This is a genomic window from Ruegeria sp. AL11 (assembly GCF_056540865.1).
The window spans coordinates 226947-249740 of the sequence record NZ_JBQFXO010000001.1; the positions used below are offsets into that span (position 1 = coordinate 226947).

19 protein-coding genes are annotated in these 22794 nt (G+C 59.1%); 9 read left to right on the plus strand and 10 right to left on the minus strand.

Features of this window, described 5'->3' with window-relative positions; all coding sequences use genetic code 11:
- Window positions 1-39 precede the first annotated feature (39 nt).
- The 5 genes from ACR0IP_RS01165 to ACR0IP_RS01185 form a co-directional block, all read right to left on the minus strand.
- A complete protein-coding gene (locus tag ACR0IP_RS01165) occupies window positions 40-855 on the minus strand; it encodes a M90 family metallopeptidase (RefSeq protein WP_480523324.1) in 816 nt (271 codons plus the stop codon).
- 125 nt (window positions 856-980) lie between these two features.
- A complete protein-coding gene (locus ACR0IP_RS01170) occupies window positions 981-1481 on the minus strand; it encodes a bactofilin family protein (RefSeq protein ID WP_170374000.1) in 501 nt (166 codons plus the stop codon).
- Window positions 1471-2802 (minus strand): DUF5930 domain-containing protein, encoded by a 1332-nt coding sequence (locus tag ACR0IP_RS01175; protein WP_480523327.1) that lies wholly within the window; start codon window positions 2800-2802, stop codon window positions 1471-1473. The genes ACR0IP_RS01170 and ACR0IP_RS01175 overlap by 11 nt, the downstream gene beginning before the upstream one ends.
- 174 nt (window positions 2803-2976) lie before the next feature.
- Window positions 2977-3795, minus strand: coding sequence for a ferritin-like domain-containing protein (locus ACR0IP_RS01180; RefSeq protein ID WP_480523851.1), 819 nt, complete (start codon window positions 3793-3795; stop codon window positions 2977-2979).
- Between the two features lie 87 nt (window positions 3796-3882).
- Window positions 3883-4344: a peroxiredoxin gene (locus ACR0IP_RS01185; RefSeq protein WP_170373998.1), complete on the minus strand. Its 462-nt coding sequence runs from the start codon at window positions 4342-4344 to the stop codon at window positions 3883-3885.
- Between the two features lie 68 nt (window positions 4345-4412).
- Here ACR0IP_RS01185 and ACR0IP_RS01190 point away from each other — a divergent pair, with 68 nt between their 5' ends.
- The 4 genes from ACR0IP_RS01190 to ACR0IP_RS01205 all read left to right on the plus strand — a co-directional run bounded on the left by ACR0IP_RS01190 (window position 4413) and on the right by ACR0IP_RS01205 (window position 10956).
- Window positions 4413-7796: a YhdP family protein gene (locus ACR0IP_RS01190; RefSeq protein ID WP_480523329.1), complete on the plus strand. Its 3384-nt coding sequence runs from the start codon at window positions 4413-4415 to the stop codon at window positions 7794-7796.
- A 41-nt stretch (window positions 7797-7837) separates the two neighbouring features.
- Window positions 7838-8884 carry a tRNA preQ1(34) S-adenosylmethionine ribosyltransferase-isomerase QueA gene (queA, locus tag ACR0IP_RS01195; RefSeq protein ID WP_170688988.1) on the plus strand — a complete coding sequence of 349 codons (1047 nt, stop codon included), beginning with the start codon at window positions 7838-7840 and terminating at the stop codon, window positions 8882-8884.
- Between the two features lie 112 nt (window positions 8885-8996).
- The gene (locus ACR0IP_RS01200) at window positions 8997-10277 is read left to right on the plus strand and encodes an MFS transporter (RefSeq protein WP_170688841.1); all 1281 of its coding nucleotides are present in this window, start codon (window positions 8997-8999) and stop codon (window positions 10275-10277) included.
- A gap of 100 nt (window positions 10278-10377) precedes the next feature.
- Entirely contained in the window at window positions 10378-10956 is a 579-nt protein-coding gene (locus ACR0IP_RS01205) for a DUF924 family protein (RefSeq protein WP_170373995.1), read from the plus strand.
- Here the strand turns inward: ACR0IP_RS01205 and ACR0IP_RS01210 are convergent.
- Window positions 10953-11387 carry a hypothetical protein gene (locus ACR0IP_RS01210; RefSeq protein WP_170688840.1) on the minus strand — a complete coding sequence of 145 codons (435 nt, stop codon included), beginning with the start codon at window positions 11385-11387 and terminating at the stop codon, window positions 10953-10955. The genes ACR0IP_RS01205 and ACR0IP_RS01210 overlap by 4 nt on opposite strands.
- A 216-nt stretch (window positions 11388-11603) precedes the next feature.
- On the opposite strand from ACR0IP_RS01210, the gene lpdA reads away from it, so the two are divergent.
- Complete coding sequence (lpdA, locus tag ACR0IP_RS01215) at window positions 11604-12998, plus strand: dihydrolipoyl dehydrogenase (RefSeq protein WP_170640746.1); 1395 nt, start codon at window positions 11604-11606, stop codon at window positions 12996-12998.
- A 136-nt stretch (window positions 12999-13134) separates the two neighbouring features.
- Here lpdA and ACR0IP_RS01220 read toward each other — a convergent pair whose 3' ends face one another.
- Window positions 13135-14520 (minus strand): dipeptidase, encoded by a 1386-nt coding sequence (locus ACR0IP_RS01220; protein ID WP_480523331.1) that lies wholly within the window; start codon window positions 14518-14520, stop codon window positions 13135-13137.
- Window positions 14521-14847: 327 nt separating this feature from the next.
- Here ACR0IP_RS01220 and hemA point away from each other — a divergent pair, with 327 nt between their 5' ends.
- The 3 genes from hemA to ispG all read left to right on the plus strand — a co-directional run bounded on the left by hemA (window position 14848) and on the right by ispG (window position 18577).
- Window positions 14848-16071, plus strand: coding sequence for a 5-aminolevulinate synthase (gene hemA / locus ACR0IP_RS01225; RefSeq protein ID WP_170373991.1), 1224 nt, complete (start codon window positions 14848-14850; stop codon window positions 16069-16071).
- A gap of 129 nt (window positions 16072-16200) precedes the next feature.
- The gene (locus ACR0IP_RS01230) at window positions 16201-17397 is read left to right on the plus strand and encodes a helix-turn-helix domain-containing protein (protein WP_170373990.1); all 1197 of its coding nucleotides are present in this window, start codon (window positions 16201-16203) and stop codon (window positions 17395-17397) included.
- Between the two features lie 70 nt (window positions 17398-17467).
- Window positions 17468-18577, plus strand: a complete 1110-nt coding sequence (ispG, locus tag ACR0IP_RS01235; RefSeq protein WP_170373989.1) for a flavodoxin-dependent (E)-4-hydroxy-3-methylbut-2-enyl-diphosphate synthase — start codon at window positions 17468-17470, stop codon at window positions 18575-18577.
- A 123-nt stretch (window positions 18578-18700) separates the two neighbouring features.
- On the opposite strand, the gene ACR0IP_RS01240 is transcribed toward ispG, so the two are convergent.
- The 3 genes from ACR0IP_RS01240 to ACR0IP_RS01250 form a co-directional block, all read right to left on the minus strand.
- Window positions 18701-19141: a DUF2846 domain-containing protein gene (locus ACR0IP_RS01240; RefSeq protein WP_480523334.1), complete on the minus strand. Its 441-nt coding sequence runs from the start codon at window positions 19139-19141 to the stop codon at window positions 18701-18703.
- A 320-nt stretch (window positions 19142-19461) separates the two neighbouring features.
- Entirely contained in the window at window positions 19462-20220 is a 759-nt protein-coding gene (locus ACR0IP_RS01245; protein WP_170373987.1) for a DsbA family protein, read from the minus strand.
- Window positions 20217-21599, minus strand: coding sequence for a M48 family metalloprotease (locus ACR0IP_RS01250; protein ID WP_170688835.1), 1383 nt, complete (start codon window positions 21597-21599; stop codon window positions 20217-20219). The genes ACR0IP_RS01245 and ACR0IP_RS01250 overlap by 4 nt, the downstream gene beginning before the upstream one ends.
- Between ACR0IP_RS01250 and ACR0IP_RS01255 the strand changes: the two genes are divergently transcribed.
- Window positions 21598-22758 (plus strand): aminotransferase class I/II-fold pyridoxal phosphate-dependent enzyme, encoded by a 1161-nt coding sequence (locus ACR0IP_RS01255; protein ID WP_170373985.1) that lies wholly within the window; start codon window positions 21598-21600, stop codon window positions 22756-22758. The two genes, ACR0IP_RS01250 and ACR0IP_RS01255, sit on opposite strands and share 2 nt — an antisense overlap.
- The last annotated feature ends 36 nt before the right edge of the window (window positions 22759-22794 follow it).

Consider the following 22794-nt stretch of genomic DNA (forward strand, 5'->3'; position numbering starts at 1 on the left):
GTGAAACTTGCGTTTGGGGGAATTTTCACGGCCTGCGCGTCAGTTAGGCCTTTCGCCCCATGTCGCAGGATCGAGATTGAACAACGCGGCAAGCTGTTCATAGACATGAGGTGCCGCCTTTTGCAGATCGTGAGGGCGCTCAAAAAACACCTCGACCGAGACGGCAAAGAACTCCTCATGGCCTTCGGCACCGTAAGGGTCGATGACGGTGCGATGACCGGCCTCTACTGCCGCGACATGGTCGGAATAGGCCGTTAGGAAAACCTTTTCCCACTCTGCATAGCTCTGTCCCTTTGCAAGGACCGGAATGCCGTTGGTGCCACCCGACAGGTCGTCTATCTGGTGCGCGAACTCATGGAACACCACGTTGTGCCCGTCATGGTCGTTCAGAGCACCTTGCTTGCTATGGGCCCATGACAGGATCACCGGGCCACGGTCCCAGCTTTCGCCGGTTCGGATGATCTCTTTCTCAGTGATCACATAACCGCTGCGCCTTTGTTGCCGAGACTTGAAGGCGTTGGGGTAGATCAGAACGGTTGTCAGATTGTCGTACCAGGTATCCGCGTTCACCACGAGCAGACAGGCTTGCGCGGCAATGGACAATTGCATCTCATCGGTGACTTCCAGCCCGTCGCAGCCATAAAACCTCACCTGTTCCAGAAACAGGTTGATCTTGCCATCCAGTTTCTCACGCAGGCTGGCGGGAACGCGCTGGAGGATGGGGACCTGTGCCGCGATGATGCGCCGGTCGTCTTCGCTGAGCGGCTCGGCCAGAAGTGCTGCGCGCGCCTTTTTCTTGGACCAGGACCAATACAGAAACGCGCCTGCGACGGCTGCGACAAGAGCAAAAAACATCCACATAGGCAGAGTTTAGCCGTATCAGTTCAAGCTTGGAACTGGATTCAGAGTAAGGCCCACAATTGAATCTAAAACGCCGCAGGATGACCTGCGGCGTTTCAAAAATCCGGGTTGGATTTGCTTTACTGTTTGACTTCCGCTGCCGGGTTGGCACCCGGTTTTGCGCCGCGGCCAGGGTTCAGGGGATCGTCCTGACGCTGAACCGAGCCCTCGAAATGCGCGCCGCTTTCGATGGCGATTGTCTTGTGGATGATGTCGCCTTCGACCCGTGCTGTCGAGGTCAGTCGGACTTTCAGGCCACGCACGCGACCCACGATGCGGCCGTTGACCACGACGTCGTCTGCAGTGACTTCGCCTTTGATGGTCGCGGTTTCGCCGATGGTCAGCAGATGCGCGCGGATATCGCCTTCGACAGTGCCTTCAACCTGAATGTCACCGGTTGTCTTGATGTTGCCGGTGATATGCAGGTCCGAAGACAGGACCGATGCGGGCGGCTTGGGCTTGGGCGCCGTGCTGGCCTTGGGTTCGGAAGGGGCAGGGGCCGCCGGAGTCGCCGGAGCAGCAGGTTTTGCCGCCTCAGAATCCTTGGATGCGGGCTCGTTGATTTTGCTCTTAGAAAACATTTCTCGCAGCCTTGATGTAAGTCATTGGGTTTACAGGTTTTCCGTTCACGCGCACCTCATAGTGCAAATGCGTGCCGGTGGACCGTCCGGTGCTACCCATATCAGCAATATGATCCCCGCGCGAGACCCTTTGGCCGACCTTGACGTTGATCTTGGTGTTATGAGCGTAAAGTGTCTCAATCCCGAAGGCGTGTTTGATCCTCACAAGGCGTCCAAAGCCGGATTGCCAACCGGCATGGGTGACCACGCCATCTGCGGTTGCAAAGATATCGGTGCCCTGGGGCCCTGCAAAATCGACGCCGTTATGCATCCGACGTCCGCCCGTTTTGGGGTCGCGGCGAGAGCCGTAGCCGCTGGTAAACCGCACAGCGGAATGAACCGGGTTCGCAAAGGGCGCTTTTTCGGCCGCCAGACGATACAGGTTCAACTGATCCATTTGTTGTAGAAGCTGGTTTGCGCGCACCTCGTCGGCGGAGATGTCACTCTCCTCGCCGCGGGTGCTCAGGGATAAAGGGGTCAGCGGACCGCCCATACCGCTATATCCGCGTCGCACCTCTTCGAGGATGCGGTCTGTGGGCATACCCGCCTGGCGGAACATCTTGTCCAGAGGCTCGACCGAGATCACCATTGCCTCTTCCAACTGGCGGAAAATCTCGTCACTGCGTTCCTGCATCAGCCGGATTTCCAGCTCCAGGTCATCGCGCTGGTCCAGAGCATCACGCGCGTCGGCTGCGATCTGATCCCGCTCTTCCGCGGTGCGAGCCAGCGCGTCGGTCATGAATTCCATCTGCACCGGGGCCGATGCTGCCACGACATAGGCGTCCGTTGTATCCGCATCCTGTTGCAGTTTCGCCAGTTCGCCACGGGCCTCTTCGCGTTGCTTCATCGTTGCGCGCAGCGTGGTCTGGATCACCTCAATCCCAGTTTCCAACTCGCGCCGACGGTTTTCCGAGGCCAAAAGCTCGGACTGCATCGCCGAGACCTGCGCCAGTGCAGCGTTGAACCGGTCCTGCGCGGCCAAGGCTTCCTGCGCGCGGGCGTCACGCTCAACGGACAGGATGTTGAGACGTTCTTGATAGGTGGCCTGATCGCGTTTGGCTTGTTCGCGGAAGTTGCCAGATCCGATGCTGTCCATCAGCAGAATCGCAGTGGCGACGGCGGTCCAGCCAACCATGACTGCAACACCGGCCACCGCAGCGATCTGCGTTTCCGAGCTGAGACGGATGTACCGCGTGTCTTTGTCAGATTTCAGAAAAACCCGGCGTTCCGGGAAGTGCCGTTCTAGCAGCGAGTGAAATTTAATTGCCAGACGTGTTCTCACGCGTCTTACCTCTCATCCCCAAGATCGGGACCGGTCGTGGTGCAATAGCCGTCCCTTGGACGGGATGCTTAATAGGGTCTCAGCATTCGGGCAAGTTTGTTGACCAATTTGTCGTCGAAGGTGCAGATTTCCCCCTACGGATCGGCGAAAACCTGCCGAAATTAACCTTTAACCTCAGTCTGAGACCTGACCCGGCGCGGGCATATCCTCGGTGAGTGGCCAGTAGAAGTCCGGCGGCAATCCTGCCTCGGCGCGCTTCTCTTCGTTAAAGGGCGGTTTCAAGGCACCGTGGAAATAGCGCCGAACCAATTGGTGGAAGACGTCCTTGGGGTCAGCGTTTTCGCGTCCGCACAAAAAATGGAACCACTTTGAACCATAGGCGACATGGCCGACCTCTTCCGCATAGATCACCTCGAGTGCAGCGATGGCCTGTTCGGCCTTTGCCTTGCGAAAGATATCGATCATGCCGGGTGTGACGTCCAGCCCGCGTGCTTCTAGCACCATGGGGACCACAGCAAGGCGGCCCATCAGATCCTCGGCGGTGTCTTCGGCGGCGCGCCACATGCCTGCATGGGCAGGCAGGGCACCGTAAAAGCTGCCCATCTGTTCAAGACAGTCGCAGACCATCTCAAAATGACGCGATTCTTCTTCTGCGCATTTGACCCAGTCATCATAAAAACCGATCGGCATGGGCACGTGACCGAAGCGGGCAATAATGTCCCAATGCAGATCCACCGCGTTCAGCTCTATATGCGCAACGGCGTGCAAAAGCGCGATCCGCCCGGCATCGGACCCCGGTTTGCGCTTTGGCACTTCGCGCGGTGAGAGCAGCTCGGGCTTTTCAGGGCGTGCAGGGGTCAAAGGCGGGGTGGCGGTGCCGATTTCAATCGCTTCAGCCTCGCCCTTGCGTGACGCGAACCAAGCGGCGGCATGGCGTTTGGACAGGGCGGTTTTCTCCCGCCCGTCCGCTGTTGTCAGAACCTCGGTTGCCATCTGGGTCAGTGTTTTGGGCACTGGTACGCTCCACCTTGTCGTATCGAGGCTGGGGATAGACCGGATGGCGCTCGAGGTCGAGGGGGGCTACATCGCCTTAACGGCTTCAAGCACTGCATCCACGTGGCCCGGCACTTTGACCTTGCGCCAGACCTGTGCGATGCGGCCCTCGGCGTCGATCAGGAAGGTCGAGCGTTCGATGCCCATGGATTTGCGGCCATACATGTTCTTTTCGACCCAGACGCCGTAATCCTCGCAGACGGTCGAGTTTTCATCCGACAGCAAAGGCGTGGTCAGGTCGTGTTTGGCGACGAACTTGTCATGTTTGGCAACGCTGTCGCGCGAGATGCCGAAGACCTGAGCGCCCGCATCGGCAAAGGCCTGAAGCTGCTCCGAAAAACCGATGGATTCCTTGGTGCAGCCCGGCGTATCATCGCGGGGATAAAAGAATAAAACGACGGCACTGCCGCGCAGATCCGCGAGGGATACCTCACCGCCGCCGTCTCGGGGAAGGGTGAAATCAGGGGCCATGTCTGAAACGTCGGGCATTGGAAACTCCGCTAAAGGTTTTTAAACGCTGCCCGATATCATAGGGCAACGCGGACGGGTTGAAAGGCGTGGAAAGCAAATTGGTGCAGCAGGATCAGGACAATAGCGAAGAGGCGGGTCAACCGAAACGCCGCCGCTCGCGCCGTCGGACGGCGGGCATCTGGACGTTGCGCGGCGTTGTTTTGCTGGTCGTTCTGGCTGTGGTCACGGGGTTCATGGTGCTGGGCCAACGTATGCACGCCCCGGCCTGGCTGCGCAGTCACGTTGAGGCGCGGCTGGAGGAAAATCTGGGCGGTCTCCAGATCCGCTTTGGCGATGTCAGCTTTATCATTCACGAAGGCTGGCGGCCCCGTTTGCGTCTGACGGATGTGTCAATCAGTGATCAGGCCGGACAACAGATCGCCCAAGTGTCGGATATGCGGGCCAGTCTGGCGATGCGGCCTTTGCTGCGCGGTCATGTGCGGCCCAAGCGGATCATACTCAGCGGAGCGCAGATCGCCCTGACCCGTGGCGAGGACGGCGCGCTGACCCTGACAGTGGGCACTGGCAGCGCGCCCGTGCAAAGCGCATCGAACCTGGCCGAATTGATCGAGGCCGGGGATGAGGTGTTCCTGTCTCCATTCCTGTCGGCGCTGACCTCGGTGCAGTTGGATGCGATCACGCTGGACTATCGCGATCTGCGGCTTGGGCGGTCCTGGATTCTGGACGGTGGCCATATTCAGCTGACCCGCAATGACGATGACATGCGGCTGGCCACCGGATTCTCGGTCCTGTCCGGGCGCGACTATGTCAGCCAGATTGAGGCCAATTACACCAGCATTCTGGGCACGCCGGAGGCGCGCTTTGGCGTGACGATCACCGACCTGCCGGCCGAAGACATCTACGGCCAAAGCCCGGCATTGGCGTGGTTACAGGTTTTGAAAACGCCGATCTCGGGCGCGGTGCGGGGCAGCGTGGATGGCTCAGGGGCGTTTGGCCCTGTTTTCGCAACTCTCAATCTGGGGGCCGGGGCGGTGCAGCCGAATCCGGAGACACGTGCCATCCCGTTCGACTCCGCGCGCACCTACTTCACCTATGATCCCAACCGGCAGGAGCTGGACTTCAACGAGGTCTCGATCGATTCCGCCTGGGGATCGGTGCAGGCCGCGGGCAAAGCCTATCTGCAAGGGGTGGAAAACGGGACGCTCGACAGTCTGGATGGGCAGTGGAGCCTGACGGGGATCAACGTCAACCCGGCCAACCTCTTCCCCGAGCCTCTGAACCTGAAGAGGGCCGATCTGGACGTTCAGATGAAATTCGCCCCCTTCCGGCTGCGCGTAGGTCAGATGACGATCGAGGATGGCGGCCACCGCGTGCGGGCCTCGGGTCTGCTGGTCGGGCTGGCCGATGGCTGGTCGGCCGATCTGGATGCGCATCTGAACCAGATGGACTCTGAAGATGTCCTAAACTATTGGCCTGAACGTCTGGCGCCGAAGCCGCGGGAGTGGGTGACCAAAAACCTTTCCAAAGGCGCCTTGTCGGATATGGATTTCGCGCTGCGTCTGCGACCCGACAACAAACCCGATATCTATCTGGATTTCGGATTCGAGGATGCCACCATCCGTTTTGCCAAGACCCTGCCTACGGTCGAAGGCGCGCAGGGGCAGGCCAGTCTGATTGACGACCGCTTTACCGCAACCGCGCAGCAGGGTGTGGTGATGGCCGATCAGGGCGGGGTTGTGGATGCTTCGGGGACGTCCTTCATCATTCCCGATACCGAAATCAAAAAAAACACGCCGGGTATTGCACGGATAAGTGCCACGGGGGGTGTCACTGCCGCGCTATCCCTACTGGATCGCCCACCTCTCAGCTTGCTCAGCAAGGCAGGACTGCCGGTCGATATTGCCGAGGGGAACGTTGCGCTAGCGGGTACGTTGTCCTTGCCGCTGATTAAGGGCCTCAAGTTTCAGGACACGCAGTTTCACTTTGAAGGCACCCTTGGAGATCTTCGCAGTGATCGTCTGGTGCCGGGATTTTCCGTCAGCGCACCGATGCTAGAGCTGTCCGGAGACCAGACCGGCGTGCAGATCGAAGGGCAGGGTCTGTTCGGCGATGTGCCTGTGCAGGCCAAATGGCAACAGCCGATTGATGGCGAGACGGCGCAGCGCAGCACCGTGACCGGGCAAATCGAACTGTCCCAACGTCTGATGGCCGAATTGAAGGCTGGGTTGCCGCAAAGCTTCCTCAGCGGATCTGGAACGGCTGATTTTACGCTGGGCATCGGTGCGGGCGCGCCGCCGCAACTATCAGCCTCATCCGATCTGGTGGGCGTCACGCTGGCCATACCCGAACTGGGATGGCGCAAATCCGCGTCGACCAGCGGCACGCTGACTGCTGATGCAACGCTGGGCGATGGGCTGAAGGTTGATGCATTGAACCTGCAGGCGGCGGGGTTGCGGACCGCGGCGTCGATCACCTTCCGGCAGGGAGAGTTTGACCGTGTTTCCTTCAGTTCCTTCGATCTGGGCAACTGGCTGGCTGTTCCGGCCGAGCTGATCGGGCGGGGCAACGCCGCACCCGACATTCGCGTTCTTGGCGGGGTGCTGAACCTGGGCCGCGCCACATTTGGCGGGTCCGAGGGTGGCGGCAGCGGGTCGGGCGCTGGCCCAAATCTCGACGTAACGCTTGACCGCCTCCAAGTCACTGAGGGCGTGGCGCTGACCGGCTTCAAGGGCACGTTTCAAACGACCGGAGGGGTCAACGGTACCTTCAACGCCCGTGTCAACGGTGGGGCTGCCATGCAAGGCCGCCTCACCCCGCGGGGCGCGCGGAGCGCGGTAGAGCTGACCTCGAACGATGCCGGCGCCGTCTTGCGCTCGGCGGGTTTGCTGACACAAGCAAGGGGCGGAACGTTGGACGTGCAGTTGGAACCGGTCGCAGCCGCAGGCAGCTATGATGTGATCCTTAGTATCGTCAGCACCCGTATTCAGGATGCGCCTGCGATGGCTGCGCTGCTGAACGCAATCAGTCTGGTCGGGTTGCTGGATGAGATGGCTGGCCAGGGCATTTTCTTCTCGTCCATCGACAGCCGGATGCGGATCACCCCGACCGAGGTAAAGATTCTCAGCGGCAGTGCGGTCGGCCCGTCCATGGGCCTGTCTTTTGATGGAACGGTGAATACGGTGGCCGGGACGCTGAACCTGCGGGGTGCCATTTCCCCGATCTACCTTCTAAATGCGGTCGGCAGCGTCTTTACCAAAAAGGGGGAGGGGGTCATCGGGTTCAACTATTCTCTTACGGGGCCATTGGCGGACCCGAAGGTCTCGGTGAACCCGCTATCGGGCCTTGCGCCGCTGTTCCTGCGCAACCTTCTGCGTCCCCCGGCCCCTACGGTTTCAGATGGGCCGAATGCCCAACCGCGCAAACCTGACGAACCCAAGCGTACTTACGGCGCCCCGAAAAGCGATCGCTAGGGGATATGGCCGAATCTCTTGCGGCCTTGTATGGCGCGGCCATGAGACTCAGCGATTTTGATTTCCACCTGCCCGAAGACCTGATTGCCACCCGGCCCGCCAACCCGCGCTCGTCCGCGCGTTTGCTGGTGGCCGAGCGAGAGGCGATCTCGGACAGCCATGTGTTCGATCTGCCCAACTGGCTGCGCCCCGGCGATCGGCTTGTGTTGAACGATACGCGCGTGATCCCGGCGAGGCTCAGCGGGCGGCGGCACCGCGACAGCGCGCAGGGGCTGGTTTCCGCTGCGATCGAGGCGACGTTGCTGGAGCCTCAGGCGAATGGATCCTGGACCGCGCTGATCAAGCCGTTGAAAAAGGTCAAGCCGGGCGAAGAGATCGTATTCTCGGACGATCTCAGTGCGACGCTGGACCGGGTAGAGGACGGGCAGGCCTATCTGCAGTTCAACCTCAGTGGTGAGGATTTTGACGCCGCCCTTGAACAGGCCGGTGCAATGCCCTTGCCACCCTACATCGCCGCCAAACGTCCAGCGGACGAGCAGGACAAGACGGATTACCAAACCATCTGGGCGCGCAACTCGGGCGCTGTGGCCGCACCAACCGCGTCGCTGCATTTCGATGATGCGTTGATGGCTGCGCTGGCAGAGCGTGGGGTGGAATTCAGCCACGTGACCCTGCATGTGGGCGCGGGAACCTTTCTGCCGGTCAAGGTGGAGGACGTGACAACCCACAAGATGCATGCCGAGTGGGGCCGGGTCAGCCAGCAGGCTGCTGATGAGATCCGCGCCACCAAGGCGGCAGGGGGCCGGGTGATCCCGGTCGGTACCACCGCACTGCGCCTGATCGAAAGCGCCGCGCGCAGTGGGCAGATCGCGCCTTGGGAAGGGGAAACCGACATCTTCATCTATCCGGGCTTTCAGTTCCACGTGACGGACGCACTGATGACCAATTTCCACCTGCCCAAGTCGACCCTGCTGATGCTGGTTTCGGCTCTGATGGGGCAGGAGCGTATGCGGTCCGTCTATGCCCATGCGATTGAACAGAAATATCGCTTCTTCTCATATGGGGATTCATCCCTTCTGATCCCCTAAAACCCTCAGCCGCGACACTGTCAGACAGGGAATGTCGTAGACAGGCGCGATCTGCATTTGTTTTGATCACATAACGACTCGCAATTCAGCTTGGCACATCCCGGAGGCCCAAATGATTCAGGTTCTGTCCACCGCTTGGGCGCTTCTTCTCGGCATGGGTCTGCTGATGGTCGGCAACGGCCTGCAAGGCACGATTCTGGGTGTTCGCGGTGAAATCGAAGGTTTCTCGACCCTCGAGATGTCCTTTGTGATGTCGGCCTATTTCATGGGGTTTCTAGGCGGATCGCGCCTCGCGCCCGAGATGATCCGTAGGGTCGGCCATGTGCGTGTCTTCGCAGCCCTGGCCTCGTTCATTTCCGCGGTCATGATCATGTATCCGATGCTGACCGACCCGATCGCGTGGTTCCTGGGGCGTGCCGTGATCGGCTTCTGTTTCTCGGGCGTGTACGTGACCGCTGAAAGCTGGCTCAACAACGCGGCCAGTAATGAGAACCGGGGGCAGGCACTGTCGCTCTATATGATTGTGCAGATGCTGGGGATCATTTCGGCTCAGGGATTGGTCTTGCTGGGCGATCCCGCAGGGTATGAGACGTTTGTGATCGCGTCGATCCTCGTTTCCGTTTCGTTCGCGCCGATCCTTTTGTCGATTTCTCCGACCCCTGCATTCGACACCACCAAACCCATGACCCTGCGCGAGCTGATGGGCAAATCCCCCTTGGGCTGTGTCGGTATGTTTCTGTTGGGCGGGGTGTTCTCGGCGCAGTTCGGCATGGCGGCAGTCTATGGCGCGCGTGCTGGGCTGAGCCTGATCGAGATTTCGACCTTCGTGGCCGCCTTCTACATCGGCGCTATCGTGCTGCAATACCCGCTGGGATGGTTCTCGGATCGGATGGATCGGCGTTTTCTGATCCTGCTGGCGGCAGCCATGGGGGGGGCCAGTGCCGTAGCTGGCATGCTATTCGGGGTGAATTTCCCGATCCTTCTGGTTACCGCTTTCTTTATTGGTGGTATGTCAAACCCGCTCTATTCCCTGCTAATCGCCCATACGAACGATTTTCTGGATCGTGAGGACATGGCCGCTGCATCTGGTGGTTTGCTTTTCATCAACGGTTTGGGCGCGATTGCTGGCCCGCTGATTACAGGTTGGTTGATGGGGGACGGGATCTTTGGACCTCCTGGCTTTTTCCTGTTCATCGCGGCGTTGCTGTTCGCGATGGCCGGCTACGCAATGTATCGCATGACGCAGCGCGCGGCGATCCCAGTCGACGAAACCGGCACCATGTCGCCTCTGTACCCGTCCGCATCCCCCGTTGCGCTTGAGGTGGCCCAGGAAGTGGCCATCGAAGCCGCCGAGGCCGAGGAGGACGCACAAGATGTTTCCGCTAACGCCTAAATATGTCCGAAATGTAGTAATATTTTACTGTTACAAATCTGTAAAACAGCCTTAAATGACCTTACGTCCCTGGGGAGGACAACACACGGAGTTAAGGGCAATGGTTGGTCCTGAAGACGTATTGAGTTTTTGGTTGGATGAGGTCGGCCCCAAGGGGTGGTACATGCAGGACGACGCGCTGGATCAGCAGATCCGCGACCGTTTCCTGACCACTTGGGAAGCCGCGGCAGAGGGCAAGTTTTCGCTCTGGCTGACATATCCTAGCGGGTCGCTGGCCTATATCATCCTAACAGACCAATTCCCGCGTAACATGTTCCGGGGTGAGGCACGGGCCTTTTCGTCGGATCGGGCGGCTCTGGCCGCAGCGAAATGTGCGGTGGACAAGGGCTGGGATATGAAAATCGACGAACCCGCGCGGCAGTTCTTTTATCTGCCGATGATGCATTCCGAGAACCTGTGTGATCAGGAACGCTGTGTGCGTCTGATTTGCCAGAACCTCAGCAGCGAAGATTCCAGCAACCTGCTGCACGCGCGCGCGCATCGTGAGGTAATCCGAAAATTCGGACGCTTCCCCTATCGGAATGAGGCCCTGTCACGTACCCCAACCGTGCATGAGACCGCCTATGTCGACATGGGCGGCTATGGCGCCACTGTGCGCGAGTTGCAAGCAGCCGGTTAACTTTCGGGCCCGCATCCGCGGATAGCAATGATCCGGTCGGCTACCACGTCGGCCGAGGTCTCAATTGCATGGTCAATTAATTGGTCAGGTGATTCCGCCAACTCTGCAAACCGGGTCTGAACGGTCTGCAGCTTGGTTTCTATCGTTTCCAGCTTGTCCAGCGTATTGGACATTCGCAGAGAAACGACGGTGTTGCTCACCAGACCGTCCTCTTGAATGCGGGCCAAATCACTGCGCAGTCCGGAAAGCTGCTCGCGAATACCCTGCGCCTCGTCCCGCAACGGGGTGACAACTTGCAGTTTTTCCGACAGGCCCGAGGTGACATCCTCGACGGTCGAGGCCAGTTTCCACCCTAAAAACAGGCAAAGCGCGACAAGGATCAGCGTTGCATTCAGAAGTGCAAGGAGAAGGTCTTTGAGGGTCTTGGCCATGATAAGTCTTTCGAATGCTTTGTGAATATAAGACGGGCGGAGGCCCTGGCTGTTCTTTTCTAGCCTTTGAAAAAGCTTGGGTATAGGCTGAAAACTGCACGTATCGACCATAACATACCGACGTCGCTTTTGTCGCGGTATGTCTATATTGATGCGCTGTGAAAAATAGTTTAATGCTAAACTAAATTTCAAACCGACCTGGGCCGAGAGGGACACATGGCTGAAAAATCTTTTGATCTGATCGTAATCGGTGCTGGTCCGGGCGGCTATGTGGCCGCAATCCGCGCGGCACAACTGGGCCTCAAGACCGTCGTGGTCGAGCGAGAGCATCTGGGCGGCATCTGCCTGAATTGGGGCTGCATTCCCACCAAGGCTATGCTGCGGTCTTCGGAGGTCTTCCACCTGATGGAGCGCGCAAAGGACTTTGGTCTGACGGCGGACAAGTTCGGTTACGATCTGGACGCGGTGGTCAAACGCTCACGTAGCGTTGCCGGCCAGTTGTCGGGTGGGATCGGCCACTTGCTCAAGAAGAACAAAGTCAGTGTCGTGATGGGCGAGGCGACGATTACCGCAAAAGGCAAAGTCTCAGTCAAAACCGAGAAGGGCACCGAAGAGCTGACCGCCAAGAACATCGTCCTCGCCACCGGCGCACGTGCGCGTGAGCTTCCAGGGTTGGAAGCAGATGGCGATCTGGTCTGGACCTACAAACACGCACTGCAGCCGCCGCGGATGCCGAAGAAACTGCTTGTCATCGGCTCGGGCGCCATCGGGATCGAATTCGCCAGCTTCTACAACACGCTGGGCGCGGATACGACCGTGGTTGAGGTGATGGACCGCGTGCTTCCGGTTGAAGACGCCGAAATCAGCGCCTTCGCGAAGAAAGCCTTCACCAAGCAAGGCATGACCATCATGGAAAAAGCGATGGTCAAGCAGCTTGATCGCGGCAAGGGTAAGGTTACCGCGCATATCGAGGTCAAAGGTAAGGTCGAGAAGCACGAGTTCGATACGGTAATCTCGGCCGTTGGCATTGTCGGCAATGTCGAGAATCTGGGACTGGAAGCACTCGGCGTGAAAATCGACCGTACTCATGTTGTGACGGATGAGTTCTGCCGCACCGGCGTTGATGGTCTCTATGCGATTGGCGATATCGCCGGCGCGCCTTGGTTGGCTCATAAAGCCAGCCACGAAGGCGTCATGGTAGCAGACCTGATCGCAGGCAAACACGCGCATCCGGTCAAACCCGAGAGCATCGCAGGTTGCACCTATTGTCACCCACAAGTGGCCTCGGTCGGCTATACCGAAGCCAAAGCTAAAGAGCTTGGCTACGACATCAAGGTCGGCCGCTTCCCCTTCATCGGGAACGGTAAGGCGATTGCGCTAGGAGAACCTGAGGGCATGATCAAAACGATCTTCGACGCCAAGACCGGCGAGCTGCTGGGCGCACATATGATTGGCGCAGAAGTGACCGAGATGATTCAGGGCTACGTGGTCGGTCGTCAATTGGAGACGACGGAAGAAGACCTGATGAACACCGTCTTCCCGCATCCGACACTGTCAGAAATGATGCATGAAAGTGTTCTGGATGCGTATGATCGCGTGATCCATATGTAAAGGGTTGGGGGGCTCTGCCCCCGCGGCGGCAAGCCGCGACTCCTCCGGGAAAATTACAGCCAGATGAAGCATGGGATCCGTTCTTCATCTGACCGAAAATACCTCGGAGCGCGAGGCAGAGCCTCGCAAAAAACTGCTACGAATTCAAAGCATCCAGAATGCGGGCCCAAGAGCGGATGCCCTTATGGAAGCTTTTGACATCGTATTTCTCATTCGGAGAGTGGATGGCATCGTCGTCATTGGCGTAGCCGACCAACATCGAATCCAGGCCCAGAACGGTGTCGAAGTAACCAACGACCGGGATTGAGCCGCCCATTCCGGTGAACACGGCTTCGCGGCCCCATTCGTCAGACAGCGCAGCACGTGCCGCTTCGAATTCAGGGCGATCGAGATTCATGACCGAGGCTGGGGACCCTTCGAGGTCATTGTCCCAGACAACTTTGGCGTCCGGCGACAGGCGTTCTTCTACGTGCTTGCGGATTTTCTCGCGCAATGCGTCGGGGTCCATGTCACCGACTAAGCGGCAGGTGATTTTGCAGTGGGCCTCTGATGGGATCACCGTTTTTGATCCGGCGCCGTTATAGCCTCCCCAAAGACCGTTGACCTCAAGCGTGGGGCGTGCCCATTGCTGTTCCAGCGTGGAATAGCCTTTTTCACCATGCGGTTGGCTGTAGCCGACCGAGTTCAGGTACTCTGCTTCGTCGAAACCGCAGTTTTCCCACTGGCGCAGCTGATCTGCAGGGACCTCGCGAACGCCCTCGTAGAAACCTTCAACAGCGACCCGTCCGGTCTTGTCGTCATAGAAGGAAGCCACGATCTTGGACAATTCGCGCAGCGGGTTCAGACCGGGGCCGCCGTAGTGGCCGGAATGCAGGTCGATGCGGGGGCCGATGATGGTGAACTCATCCTTCAGCATGCCGCGCAGTTGCGACGCGATGGAAGGCACTCCGCGTGACACCATTGAGGTGTCGCAAACAAGGGCCAGATCGGCCTGCAATTCGTCTTTGTTCGCTTCGAGGAACGGAACCAGCGAGGGCGAGCCTGATTCCTCTTCACCTTCGAAGAAAAAGGTGATGCGGCAGGGCAGGGTGCCGTGGACGGCTTTCCAGGCGCGGCAGGCTTCGACAAAGGTCATCAGCTGGCCCTTGTCGTCGGATGATCCGCGGCCTCGAATGACGGGCCCATTTTCAGTCTCCTCGATGGCGGGGTCGAACGGATCACGGTTCCATAGGTTCAGAGGGTCGACGGGCTGCACATCATAATGCCCATAGAACAGCACATGTGGGCCTTCGGAACCCTCACCCACATGGCCCACGACCATCGGGTGACCGGGTGTTTCGCGCTTTTCTGCTGCAATACCAATGCTCTGCAGGTCCGAGACCAGCCAGTCTGCGGCCTTGTCGACATCCGCTTTGTAGGCGGGATCGGTTGAGATCGATTGGATGCGCAACAGCTCCATCAGCCGGTCGATCGAGGTTTGCAGATCAGAATCGATCCGGCTCAGCACGGCGTCTAGCGACATAACAGGGCTCCTGCTTGGGAATGATTTGCGCGAACCCTATCAGTGTTGGCGCTGCCGTCCAGAGCAGAGTGCGCAGCGACGCCCCATAGTGAGTGGCCGAAGTTAAGCTTCTGTACCTGCGTCGTTTCCCCGCGTCTTTTAGACGTAAGTTTACTTGCTGCCCGGCTATGAAGCTTATATTTGATGCAAATCAAAGTTGGGTTCTAACGAGCGGCATTAGAAAGGTCGAACGTGCGAACACAAAGCTGTCCAAGGGCTTCGATCCAACAGATGGCGGAATACAGGCTTTGGGTGAGGGGTTTGCCCGAGGCGATCAAGGAGGGTCCGTTGGACTATACTGCTCAGCTCGATTCAGCGATTGCCAGGCTGCATGACGAAGGACGTTACCGGACCTTTATCGATATCGAACGCCGCAACGGGCACTTCCCGCATGCCGTTCGGACCCGTCCCGATGGAACACAACAGAACATTACCGTGTGGTGCGGCAACGACTATCTTGGCATGGGCCAGCACCCGGTTGTTCTGAACGCAATGCACGAAGCCGTCGATGCGGCGGGTGCAGGCTCGGGCGGAACACGCAACATCTCGGGCACGACTGTATATCACAAGCGCCTTGAGGCTGAGCTTGCCGATCTGCATGGCAAAGAGTCCGCTCTGCTGTTCACCAGCGCTTATATAGCCAATGACGCGACGCTTTCGACCTTGCCGAAACTGTTCCCCGGTCTGATCATCTATTCGGACGCGCTGAACCATGCCTCGATGATCGAGGGCGTGCGGCGCAATGGCGGCGCCAAGCGCATCTTCCGCCACAATGATGTCGCCCACCTGCGTGAGCTGCTTGAGGCCGACGACCCCAAAGCCCCCAAGCTGATCGCCTTTGAGTCGGTCTACTCAATGGATGGTGACTTTGGCCCGATCGAAGAGATTTGCGATCTGGCCGATGAATTCGGTGCTTTGACCTATATCGACGAGGTCCATGCGGTTGGCATGTACGGCCCGCGCGGTGGTGGTGTGACCGAGCGTGACCATCTGGCGCATCGCATCGACATCATCAATGGTACTCTGGCCAAAGCCTATGGCGTGATGGGGGGCTATATCGCAGCCAGCGAAAAGATGTGTGACGCCGTCCGCTCTTACGCGCCGGGGTTCATCTTTACCACGTCTCTACCGCCCGCTGTCGCGGCTGGTGCGGCGGCCTCGGTCGCGCATCTGAAAGTGACGCCGGAACTGCGCGAGCAGCATCAGACTCAGGCCAAAATCCTCAAGCTACGCCTGAAAGGCTTGGGCCTGCCGCTGATCGACCATGGCAGCCACATCGTGCCTGTTATCGTCGGTAACCCAGTCCATACCAAAATCCTGAGCGACCGGTTGCTGGACGATCACGGTATCTATGTGCAACCGATCAATTTCCCTACCGTTCCACGTGGTACAGAGCGCCTGCGCTTCACCCCATCTCCGGTCCATGGACCCGGTGAGATGAACCGTCTGGTTCAGGCGATGGACGAACTTTGGTCACATTGTGCGCTAAATCGCGCCGAACTTGCCGGTTAACCTCACGCTAAAGTGTGCAACGTGTTTGCCGCGTGTTAAGCTTACGCTAACAAAATAAATGGACGAATCGTTATGGGGACGATTCGCCATTAGCGTGAAACACGCGACAGGCAAAATGGGGCGGCAGGAATGATTGGGCGCAGATCACAGCGCGATTCCGAAGAAGGTGTGGAAGTCAGACCAAAGGGGTTTGACGACTACGAAGTACGGCTTGGTGATCAGATGCGCGGCGAGCGCGCCACCATGGGCAAATCCCTTCTGGATGTTCAGCGCGAGCTTCGGATCAAAGCCAACTACATCGCTGCCATTGAAAACGCCGATCCTGATGCGTTCGATACACCCGGCTTCATCGCCGGGTATGTGCGTTCTTACGCCCGTTATCTGGGCATGAACCCGGATGAAACCTTTGCCGCCTTCTGCAAGGAAAGCGGCTTTGAGGTCGCGCATGGCATGTCCGCCGAGGCATCGGTCGTGCGCAAACCGACCGGAGATCTTCCGGCCCGTGGCCCGATGGGGCGGGATCCTTTTGTGTCTCCGAACACGCCATATATCCCCGGCAAAGAATCCTTCGTCAGTCAGGTTGAACCGCGCGCTATTGGCTCGTCCCTAGTCTTGCTGGCCGTCATCGGCGGCATTGGCTATGGCGGCTGGGCCGTGCTGAACAAGATCCAGCAGGTGCAGGTCAGCCCGGTTGAGCAAGCCCCCGTGGTTCTGTCGGATCTCGACCCCCTTGATGCGGCGCGTAGCACTGAGACCGTCGAGACCGCTTCGACCGAAGCGCTGGATCGCCTCTATCGCCCGCAAGCGCTGGATGTTCCGGTGATGGTCGCGCGGGATGCTCCGATTTCCACGCTTGACCCACGGACCGTCGGCACGTTCCGTCCGCCGGAACTGCCCGAGGTTCAGGTGGCCGAATTGCACACAGTTGAACGCCCGGCCTTGCCGCAGGTGGTCGAGCAGCTGGATACGACGTTGAAAATTGTCGCCGTGAACCCAGCATGGATGCGCGTCACGGCCGCCGATGGCAGCGTGATCTTCGAAGGTACGCTGGGCACGGTTGAACAGGGCAGCGTGTTCGAAGTGCCGCTGACCGAAGAACCTCCGCTGTTGCGGGCAGGGGCGTCGGGTTCTGTGTTCTTTTCAATGAATGGCGAACATTTCGGACCGGTTGGTGCGCCGGGCACTGTCGCGAAGGGCGTCGTCCTGTCCAAGGACGCAGTGGCTGAGACTTATGCCGTCGCCGATCTCGAGGCCGAGCAAAACAGCGCCCTCAAGCAATTGGTGGCCGAGCTTCAGACGCAAGCAGCGGACGAGCCTGCCGAATAGTCTTGCCATTGCTCAACTGCGGTTGCCGAACTATCTATGAGGCAACCTAGGCAGATGCGGACCTCTCTTCATGTCGCTCAACCACGTACGTCCCTGGCGCGATATTTACCGCCGCAAATCCCGCCAGATCATGGTCGGCAACGTGCCGGTCGGAGGCGATGCTCCGATTGCTGTTCAAACCATGACCAACACCCTAACCACTGATGTGGCGGCAACAGTCGCGCAGGTTCAGGCGGCGGTTGAGGCTGGCGCCGATATCGTGCGGGTTTCCGTCCCGGATGAAGACTCAGCCAAGGCACTGAAAGAGATCGTGCGCGAAAGCCCGGTTCCCATCGTGGCTGACATTCACTTTCACTACCGCCGAGGCATCGAGGCGGCCGAGGCCGGCGCGGCTTGCCTGCGGATCAACCCGGGCAATATCGGCAACGAACAGCGCGTGAAAGAGGTCATCAAGGCCGCAAGAGACCACAATTGTTCGATCCGGATCGGGGTAAATGCGGGCTCGTTAGAGCGGCACCTACTTGAGAAATACGGCGAGCCCTGTCCCGAGGCGATGGTCGAGAGCGGGTTGGAACATATCCGCATTCTGCAGGACAATGATTTCCACGAATTCAAGATCAGCGTGAAGGCCAGCGACGTCTTCCTATCGGCGGCGGCCTACCAAGGCATTGCCGAGGCCACCGATGCCCCCATTCACCTTGGCATCACCGAGGCCGGAGGGCTGGTCAGCGGCACCATCAAATCGGCTATCGGGCTGGGCAACCTGCTGTGGATGGGGATCGGAGATACGATCCGCGTCAGCTTGTCCGCCGACCCGGTCGAAGAGGTCAAGGTTGGTTTTGAAATCCTGAAATCCCTGGGCCTACGCCATCGCGGCGTCAACATCATCTCATGCCCGTCCTGCGCGCGTCAGGGATTCGACGTGATCAAAACCGTCGAGGCGCTGGAGCACCGCCTGGAACACATCAAAACGCCGATGTCCCTGTCGATCATCGGTTGCGTCGTCAACGGACCGGGCGAGGCATTGATGACCGATGTCGGTTTCACCGGCGGCGGAGCAGGGTCGGGCATGGTCTATCTGGCGGGTAAAGCCAGCCATAAGATGTCGAACGATCAGATGATCGATCATATCGTGGAAGAGGTCGAGAAAAAGGCCTCTGAACTGGATGCGGCGGAGTAGCGTCAGCAGAATACAAACGTGACGCGCTGAGTTCGATTGGGCCGCTCTGCGGACAAAGCAAATGATACAGAGCTTTACCCCGGAAAACCTGACAATGCGGGCAAACGCCTTGAGCTAAGCGATTTACATTCTTGCAATTTCGCCTCTTGCCTGCTCCTCACCAACGATTGCGACGCTTGCGCGTCCAGCGGGCCAGCCCCAAAGGGTTTCACCCTTAATGAACACGGTTTGCCCTGCAGCCACGTTTGTGTTGATTTGAGAAGTGCCTGATACGGAAGGCGCCGTGGCCACGATTGTGTATTGCCCAGGGGATACGTTCTGCGTGATCATCGATCCGTTCGCTAGGTTTCCAACAGAATTCCCGTTCAATGTGAGTGGCAGCCTGAGCGCACTACCTGCCGCACTACTCGGTCGGAAAAAGACGATCAGACCTTGACCCGCTTGCGGTTGCGGAATGGTTCGTCCGGGCGCGCCTGCGGCAGTATTCGTGGACGGCGGTGTAGTTCCGCAAGCCGAGACTAGCAAAACCGAGGCAAGCGTCGTTAGTACGTTTCTGCGTAGCATTGTGTTCCCCTTCACACGCCCAATTTGACAAACTGTTCAGCATTACGAAGCTGTTGAGACTATTAATTCACAAGTCTGTTCGAAACGTCCAGCGAAATGCATCTTTAATTTTGAATGTATGAAGGCTTAGGTAAAAATGCTCCAGCTGCCGAAGCAGATGTACTGTCGGACACGAACGGGACACACCGTTCTGACGCCAAATGACGTTTTTTCTGCTTTGGGCTCAAAGCCGACTTTTGCGGCAGTAATGCTTTGAGATCTTTTGTGTTTCCCGAAATATCGCGCCCGTGCGTATGGGGCGGCAGGGCCGCCCCAAAGACTTACCCTTGTTCAGCTCGCACGCCGTCTGCGATCTGCTGCATCTGATCCGCTGGTAGGAAGCCGCGCAGCATTTCGGTGCCTAGAACGAAAGAGGGCGTGCCGGTGATCTGCATGCGTTGTGCCAGCTCTCGGGTGCGGGTGATCTCTTCGGTGACCTGGTTGCTGTCCATCGCTGCGATGATGGCGTCACTGTCCAGACCAAGCCCGTCCGAGATGCGGCGCAGGGTCACTTCGCTGGGTTCTCCGCTGAATTCCATCAGGGCGTCGTGGACCTGTTTATAGGCGTCATCCCCGGCGACATGTTTGGTTGCCACGGCGAAGCGCGAGGACAGAACCGAGGCATCGCCCAGGATCGGGAACTCTTTGATCACAAGACGGATATTGCCGTCCTCGGCCAAAAGGCTGGCCACCTCGGGCACGGCACGGCGGCAATAGCCGCAGCGGTAGTCCATGAACTCGACCAGGGTGATGTCGCCATCCGGATTGCCGCCCACCCAGCTATAGCCGTCATTGAACAGCTCATCCGCGTTCGAGGCGACCAGATCGCGATCTGCCTGTTCCTGAGTCGCAGCGTTGCGCTCCTCTAGGATTGTGATCGCTTCGATGATCACTTCGGGATTTTCCAGCAGATACTCGCGCACCTGCGCTCCGAACTCGGCCTTTTCGGCGTCGCTGAGCGCGTTGAGGTCTAGCGCCTGCGCCGAAGTCGATATCAGGGAAAGCCCCAAAAGGGCGGGGGCTGCATGTTTCAGGATCATTTGCGTTTCCTTTTCGCTTTCTCTGCGCGTTTCGAGGCAATCAACACATCTTGTGCCCTTTGCCAACCCGGTGAGCCTTCGGGAAGTTGCCCGATGGCCCGTCTTGCGTGTATGCCTGCATCGGCCAGTCGGCCCTGCAAGGCGTATCGTTCTGCGGTGACGGTCGAGGCCATCCCGTTATTGCCCACTTTGGAATAAGCCACTCCCAAATCTCGCATCAGCCGCGCGTTGCGGTAGTCGCGGGCGCGGGCTTTCTCAAGCGCTTCTAACGCCGTGTCGGTCTGGCCTTGTAGCAGCAGCGCTCGTCCGTATCCGGCAAGGATCAGCGCGTCGTGCGGCGCCATTTCAACCGCTTGGGCATATGAATTAACAGCCTCGGATAATTGCCTGTTTTCCAGAAGGATTTGCCCTTTCAGTTCATAGTAGAAGGGATCTTCGGGTCGAATTTTCAAGGCTTCATCTATCGCTGCGCGCGCACGGGCCAGATCGCGATTCTGGTGATGGGCCGACGCCTCGCGCATCATTCTGATGTCGTAAGCCGTTTCCTCTTTCGCGCGGCGCATTGTCCAACTCGGAGAGCGCAGAAAGGCCGAGAGCTTGCCCTTCACCCGTGCAAACCAATAGTCGGCGGTTTCATTGGGTTGGGTCTGATCGCCGAACTCGTCCAGAAACGCCTCAGCCGCGCGCAAGCGGTCCCGGCTGGTGGGGTGCGAGCGCATATAGGGGTCTTGATTGGCCGTGCTCAGCAACTCCTGACCTGCGAATTTGCGGTGGATCGCGACCATCCCCTTGGGTGAGATTCCGGCCCACCGCAGATAGCTGGCCGCGCTGCGATCGGCTGAGGCTTCCTCGGCCCGTGTGTGCCCCAAAAAGCCGCGAATGGCCGCGCCTTGCGTCCCGGCTGCAATCCCGGCAGCGGCTTCCCCTCCGCCCGCCGCGGCTGCGATCAGAGCAAGCGCCGTGCCAAGGCTCGCCTTACGCTGTGCGTCTTGTAGGTTTTGGTGACGGCGGGCCAGATGACCGTTGGCGATATGGGCGGCCTCGTGGGCGATGACGGCTTGCAGCATTTCGGGGCTGTCGACCGACAGGATCAGGCCGTAGTTCAGGTAGATCGCGTTGTAGTCGATCACGAAGGCGTTGAAGGTGTTGTCGTTGACTACAAGAATACGCACCTGATTGGTGCTTAGCCCGGCTGCGCGCAGCACCGGAAAGGCCAGTTCGCGCAGGCCGAACTCGATATCGGGGTCGCGGATCAGGCTTTGGGCGTGGCTCTGCGCTGCCGCCGTCAGCCAGAGGACAGCCGCAAGTATCAGGGCCGGGATTGACGCCAGCCGGGATACGCGTTCAAAAGCCATGGCTGCAACATGGGAGATGGGCATGAGAAACTCAACCCGGTCCGGGGTCGATCCGTTTATTGTGATGGACGTGATGGAGGCCGCGCGCAAAGCCGAAGAGGCCGGACGCCACATCATTCATATGGAGGTCGGCCAGCCCGGAACCGGCGCCCCGAAAGGAGCGACCGAAGCCCTCGCCAAGGCAATGGAGCAAGGCCCGTTAGGTTATACCGTCGCGCTTGGGCTGCCCGCTCTGCGCCAGCGGATCGCGCAGATGTATGGCGAGTGGTACAATGTCGATCTGAACCCCGAACGGGTGGTGGTGACACCGGGGTCTTCCGGCGGGTTTTTGCTGGCCTTTACCGCGCTGTTCGACAGCGGGGATCGCGTGGGGATCGGCGCGCCGGGCTATCCGTCCTACCGTCAGATCCTCAAGGCGCTTGGGCTGGTGCCCGTCGACCTGCCGACCTTGCCCGAGAATCGGCTGCAACCGGTGCCTTCGGATTTTGCCGGGCTTGATCTTCAGGGCCTGATGGTCGCGTCCCCCGCCAATCCGACCGGCACTATGTTGGATCACGCGTCGATGGGCGCGTTGATCGACGCCGCGCAGCGGCAGGGTGCCTCGTTCATCAGTGATGAGATCTACCACGGGCTGGAATATGAGGCCAAAGCCGTCACTGCGCTGGAGCTGACGGATGAGTGCTATGTGATCAACTCGTTCTCGAAGTATTTCTCGATGACCGGTTGGCGGGTCGGTTGGATGGTCGTGCCCGAGGATCAGGTTCGCGTGGTTGAACGGATTGCCCAGAACATGTTTATCTGCGCGCCCCATGCCAGCCAGGTGGCCGCCTTGGCCGCGATGGATTGCGACGAGGAGCTGCAGGCCAATCTCGACGTCTACCGCCGCAACCGCGAGCTGATGCTTGTAGGGCTGCCAAAAGCCGGTTTCACGAATATCGCGCCACCTGACGGGGCATTCTACGTCTATGCCGATGTCTCTGACCTGACAGATGACAGCCGCGCCTTTGCAGCCGAGATTCTGGAAAAGGCCGGTGTCGCCGTCACGCCAGGTTTGGACTTCGATCCTGAGCGCGGACATACGACCCTGCGATTCTCCTACGCAAGGGCCACTGCCGATATTCAGGACGGGTTAGAGCGTCTGCGCAGCTTCATGGCCGAACGCGGCGCGTTGCAGCCGGTGTAAAGCGTTCACAAGAGGGGGCGGATGCGCTAGGGTCAC

Coding starts and splice junctions, on each gene's coding strand:
- ACR0IP_RS01165 (WP_480523324.1), bottom strand. CDS start 855: ATGTTTTTTGCTCTTGTCGCAGCCGTCGCAGGCGCGTTTCTGTATTGG.
- ACR0IP_RS01170 (WP_170374000.1), bottom strand. CDS start 1,481: ATGTTTTCTAAGAGCAAAATCAACGAGCCCGCATCCAAGGATTCTGAG.
- ACR0IP_RS01180 (WP_480523851.1), bottom strand. CDS start 3,795: ATGGCAACCGAGGTTCTGACAACAGCGGACGGGCGGGAGAAAACCGCC.
- ACR0IP_RS01185 (WP_170373998.1), bottom strand. CDS start 4,344: ATGCCCGACGTTTCAGACATGGCCCCTGATTTCACCCTTCCCCGAGAC.
- queA (WP_170688988.1), top strand. CDS start 7,838: ATGAGACTCAGCGATTTTGATTTCCACCTGCCCGAAGACCTGATTGCC.
- ACR0IP_RS01200 (WP_170688841.1), top strand. CDS start 8,997: ATGATTCAGGTTCTGTCCACCGCTTGGGCGCTTCTTCTCGGCATGGGT.
- ACR0IP_RS01205 (WP_170373995.1), top strand. CDS start 10,378: ATGGTTGGTCCTGAAGACGTATTGAGTTTTTGGTTGGATGAGGTCGGC.
- ACR0IP_RS01210 (WP_170688840.1), bottom strand. CDS start 11,387: ATGGCCAAGACCCTCAAAGACCTTCTCCTTGCACTTCTGAATGCAACG.
- lpdA (WP_170640746.1), top strand. CDS start 11,604: ATGGCTGAAAAATCTTTTGATCTGATCGTAATCGGTGCTGGTCCGGGC.
- ACR0IP_RS01220 (WP_480523331.1), bottom strand. CDS start 14,520: ATGTCGCTAGACGCCGTGCTGAGCCGGATCGATTCTGATCTGCAAACC.
- ACR0IP_RS01230 (WP_170373990.1), top strand. CDS start 16,201: ATGATTGGGCGCAGATCACAGCGCGATTCCGAAGAAGGTGTGGAAGTC.
- ispG (WP_170373989.1), top strand. CDS start 17,468: ATGTCGCTCAACCACGTACGTCCCTGGCGCGATATTTACCGCCGCAAA.
- ACR0IP_RS01240 (WP_480523334.1), bottom strand. CDS start 19,141: ATGCTACGCAGAAACGTACTAACGACGCTTGCCTCGGTTTTGCTAGTC.
- ACR0IP_RS01245 (WP_170373987.1), bottom strand. CDS start 20,220: ATGATCCTGAAACATGCAGCCCCCGCCCTTTTGGGGCTTTCCCTGATA.
- ACR0IP_RS01255 (WP_170373985.1), top strand. CDS start 21,598: ATGAGAAACTCAACCCGGTCCGGGGTCGATCCGTTTATTGTGATGGAC.
- ACR0IP_RS01250 (WP_170688835.1), bottom strand. CDS start 21,599: ATGCCCATCTCCCATGTTGCAGCCATGGCTTTTGAACGCGTATCCCGG.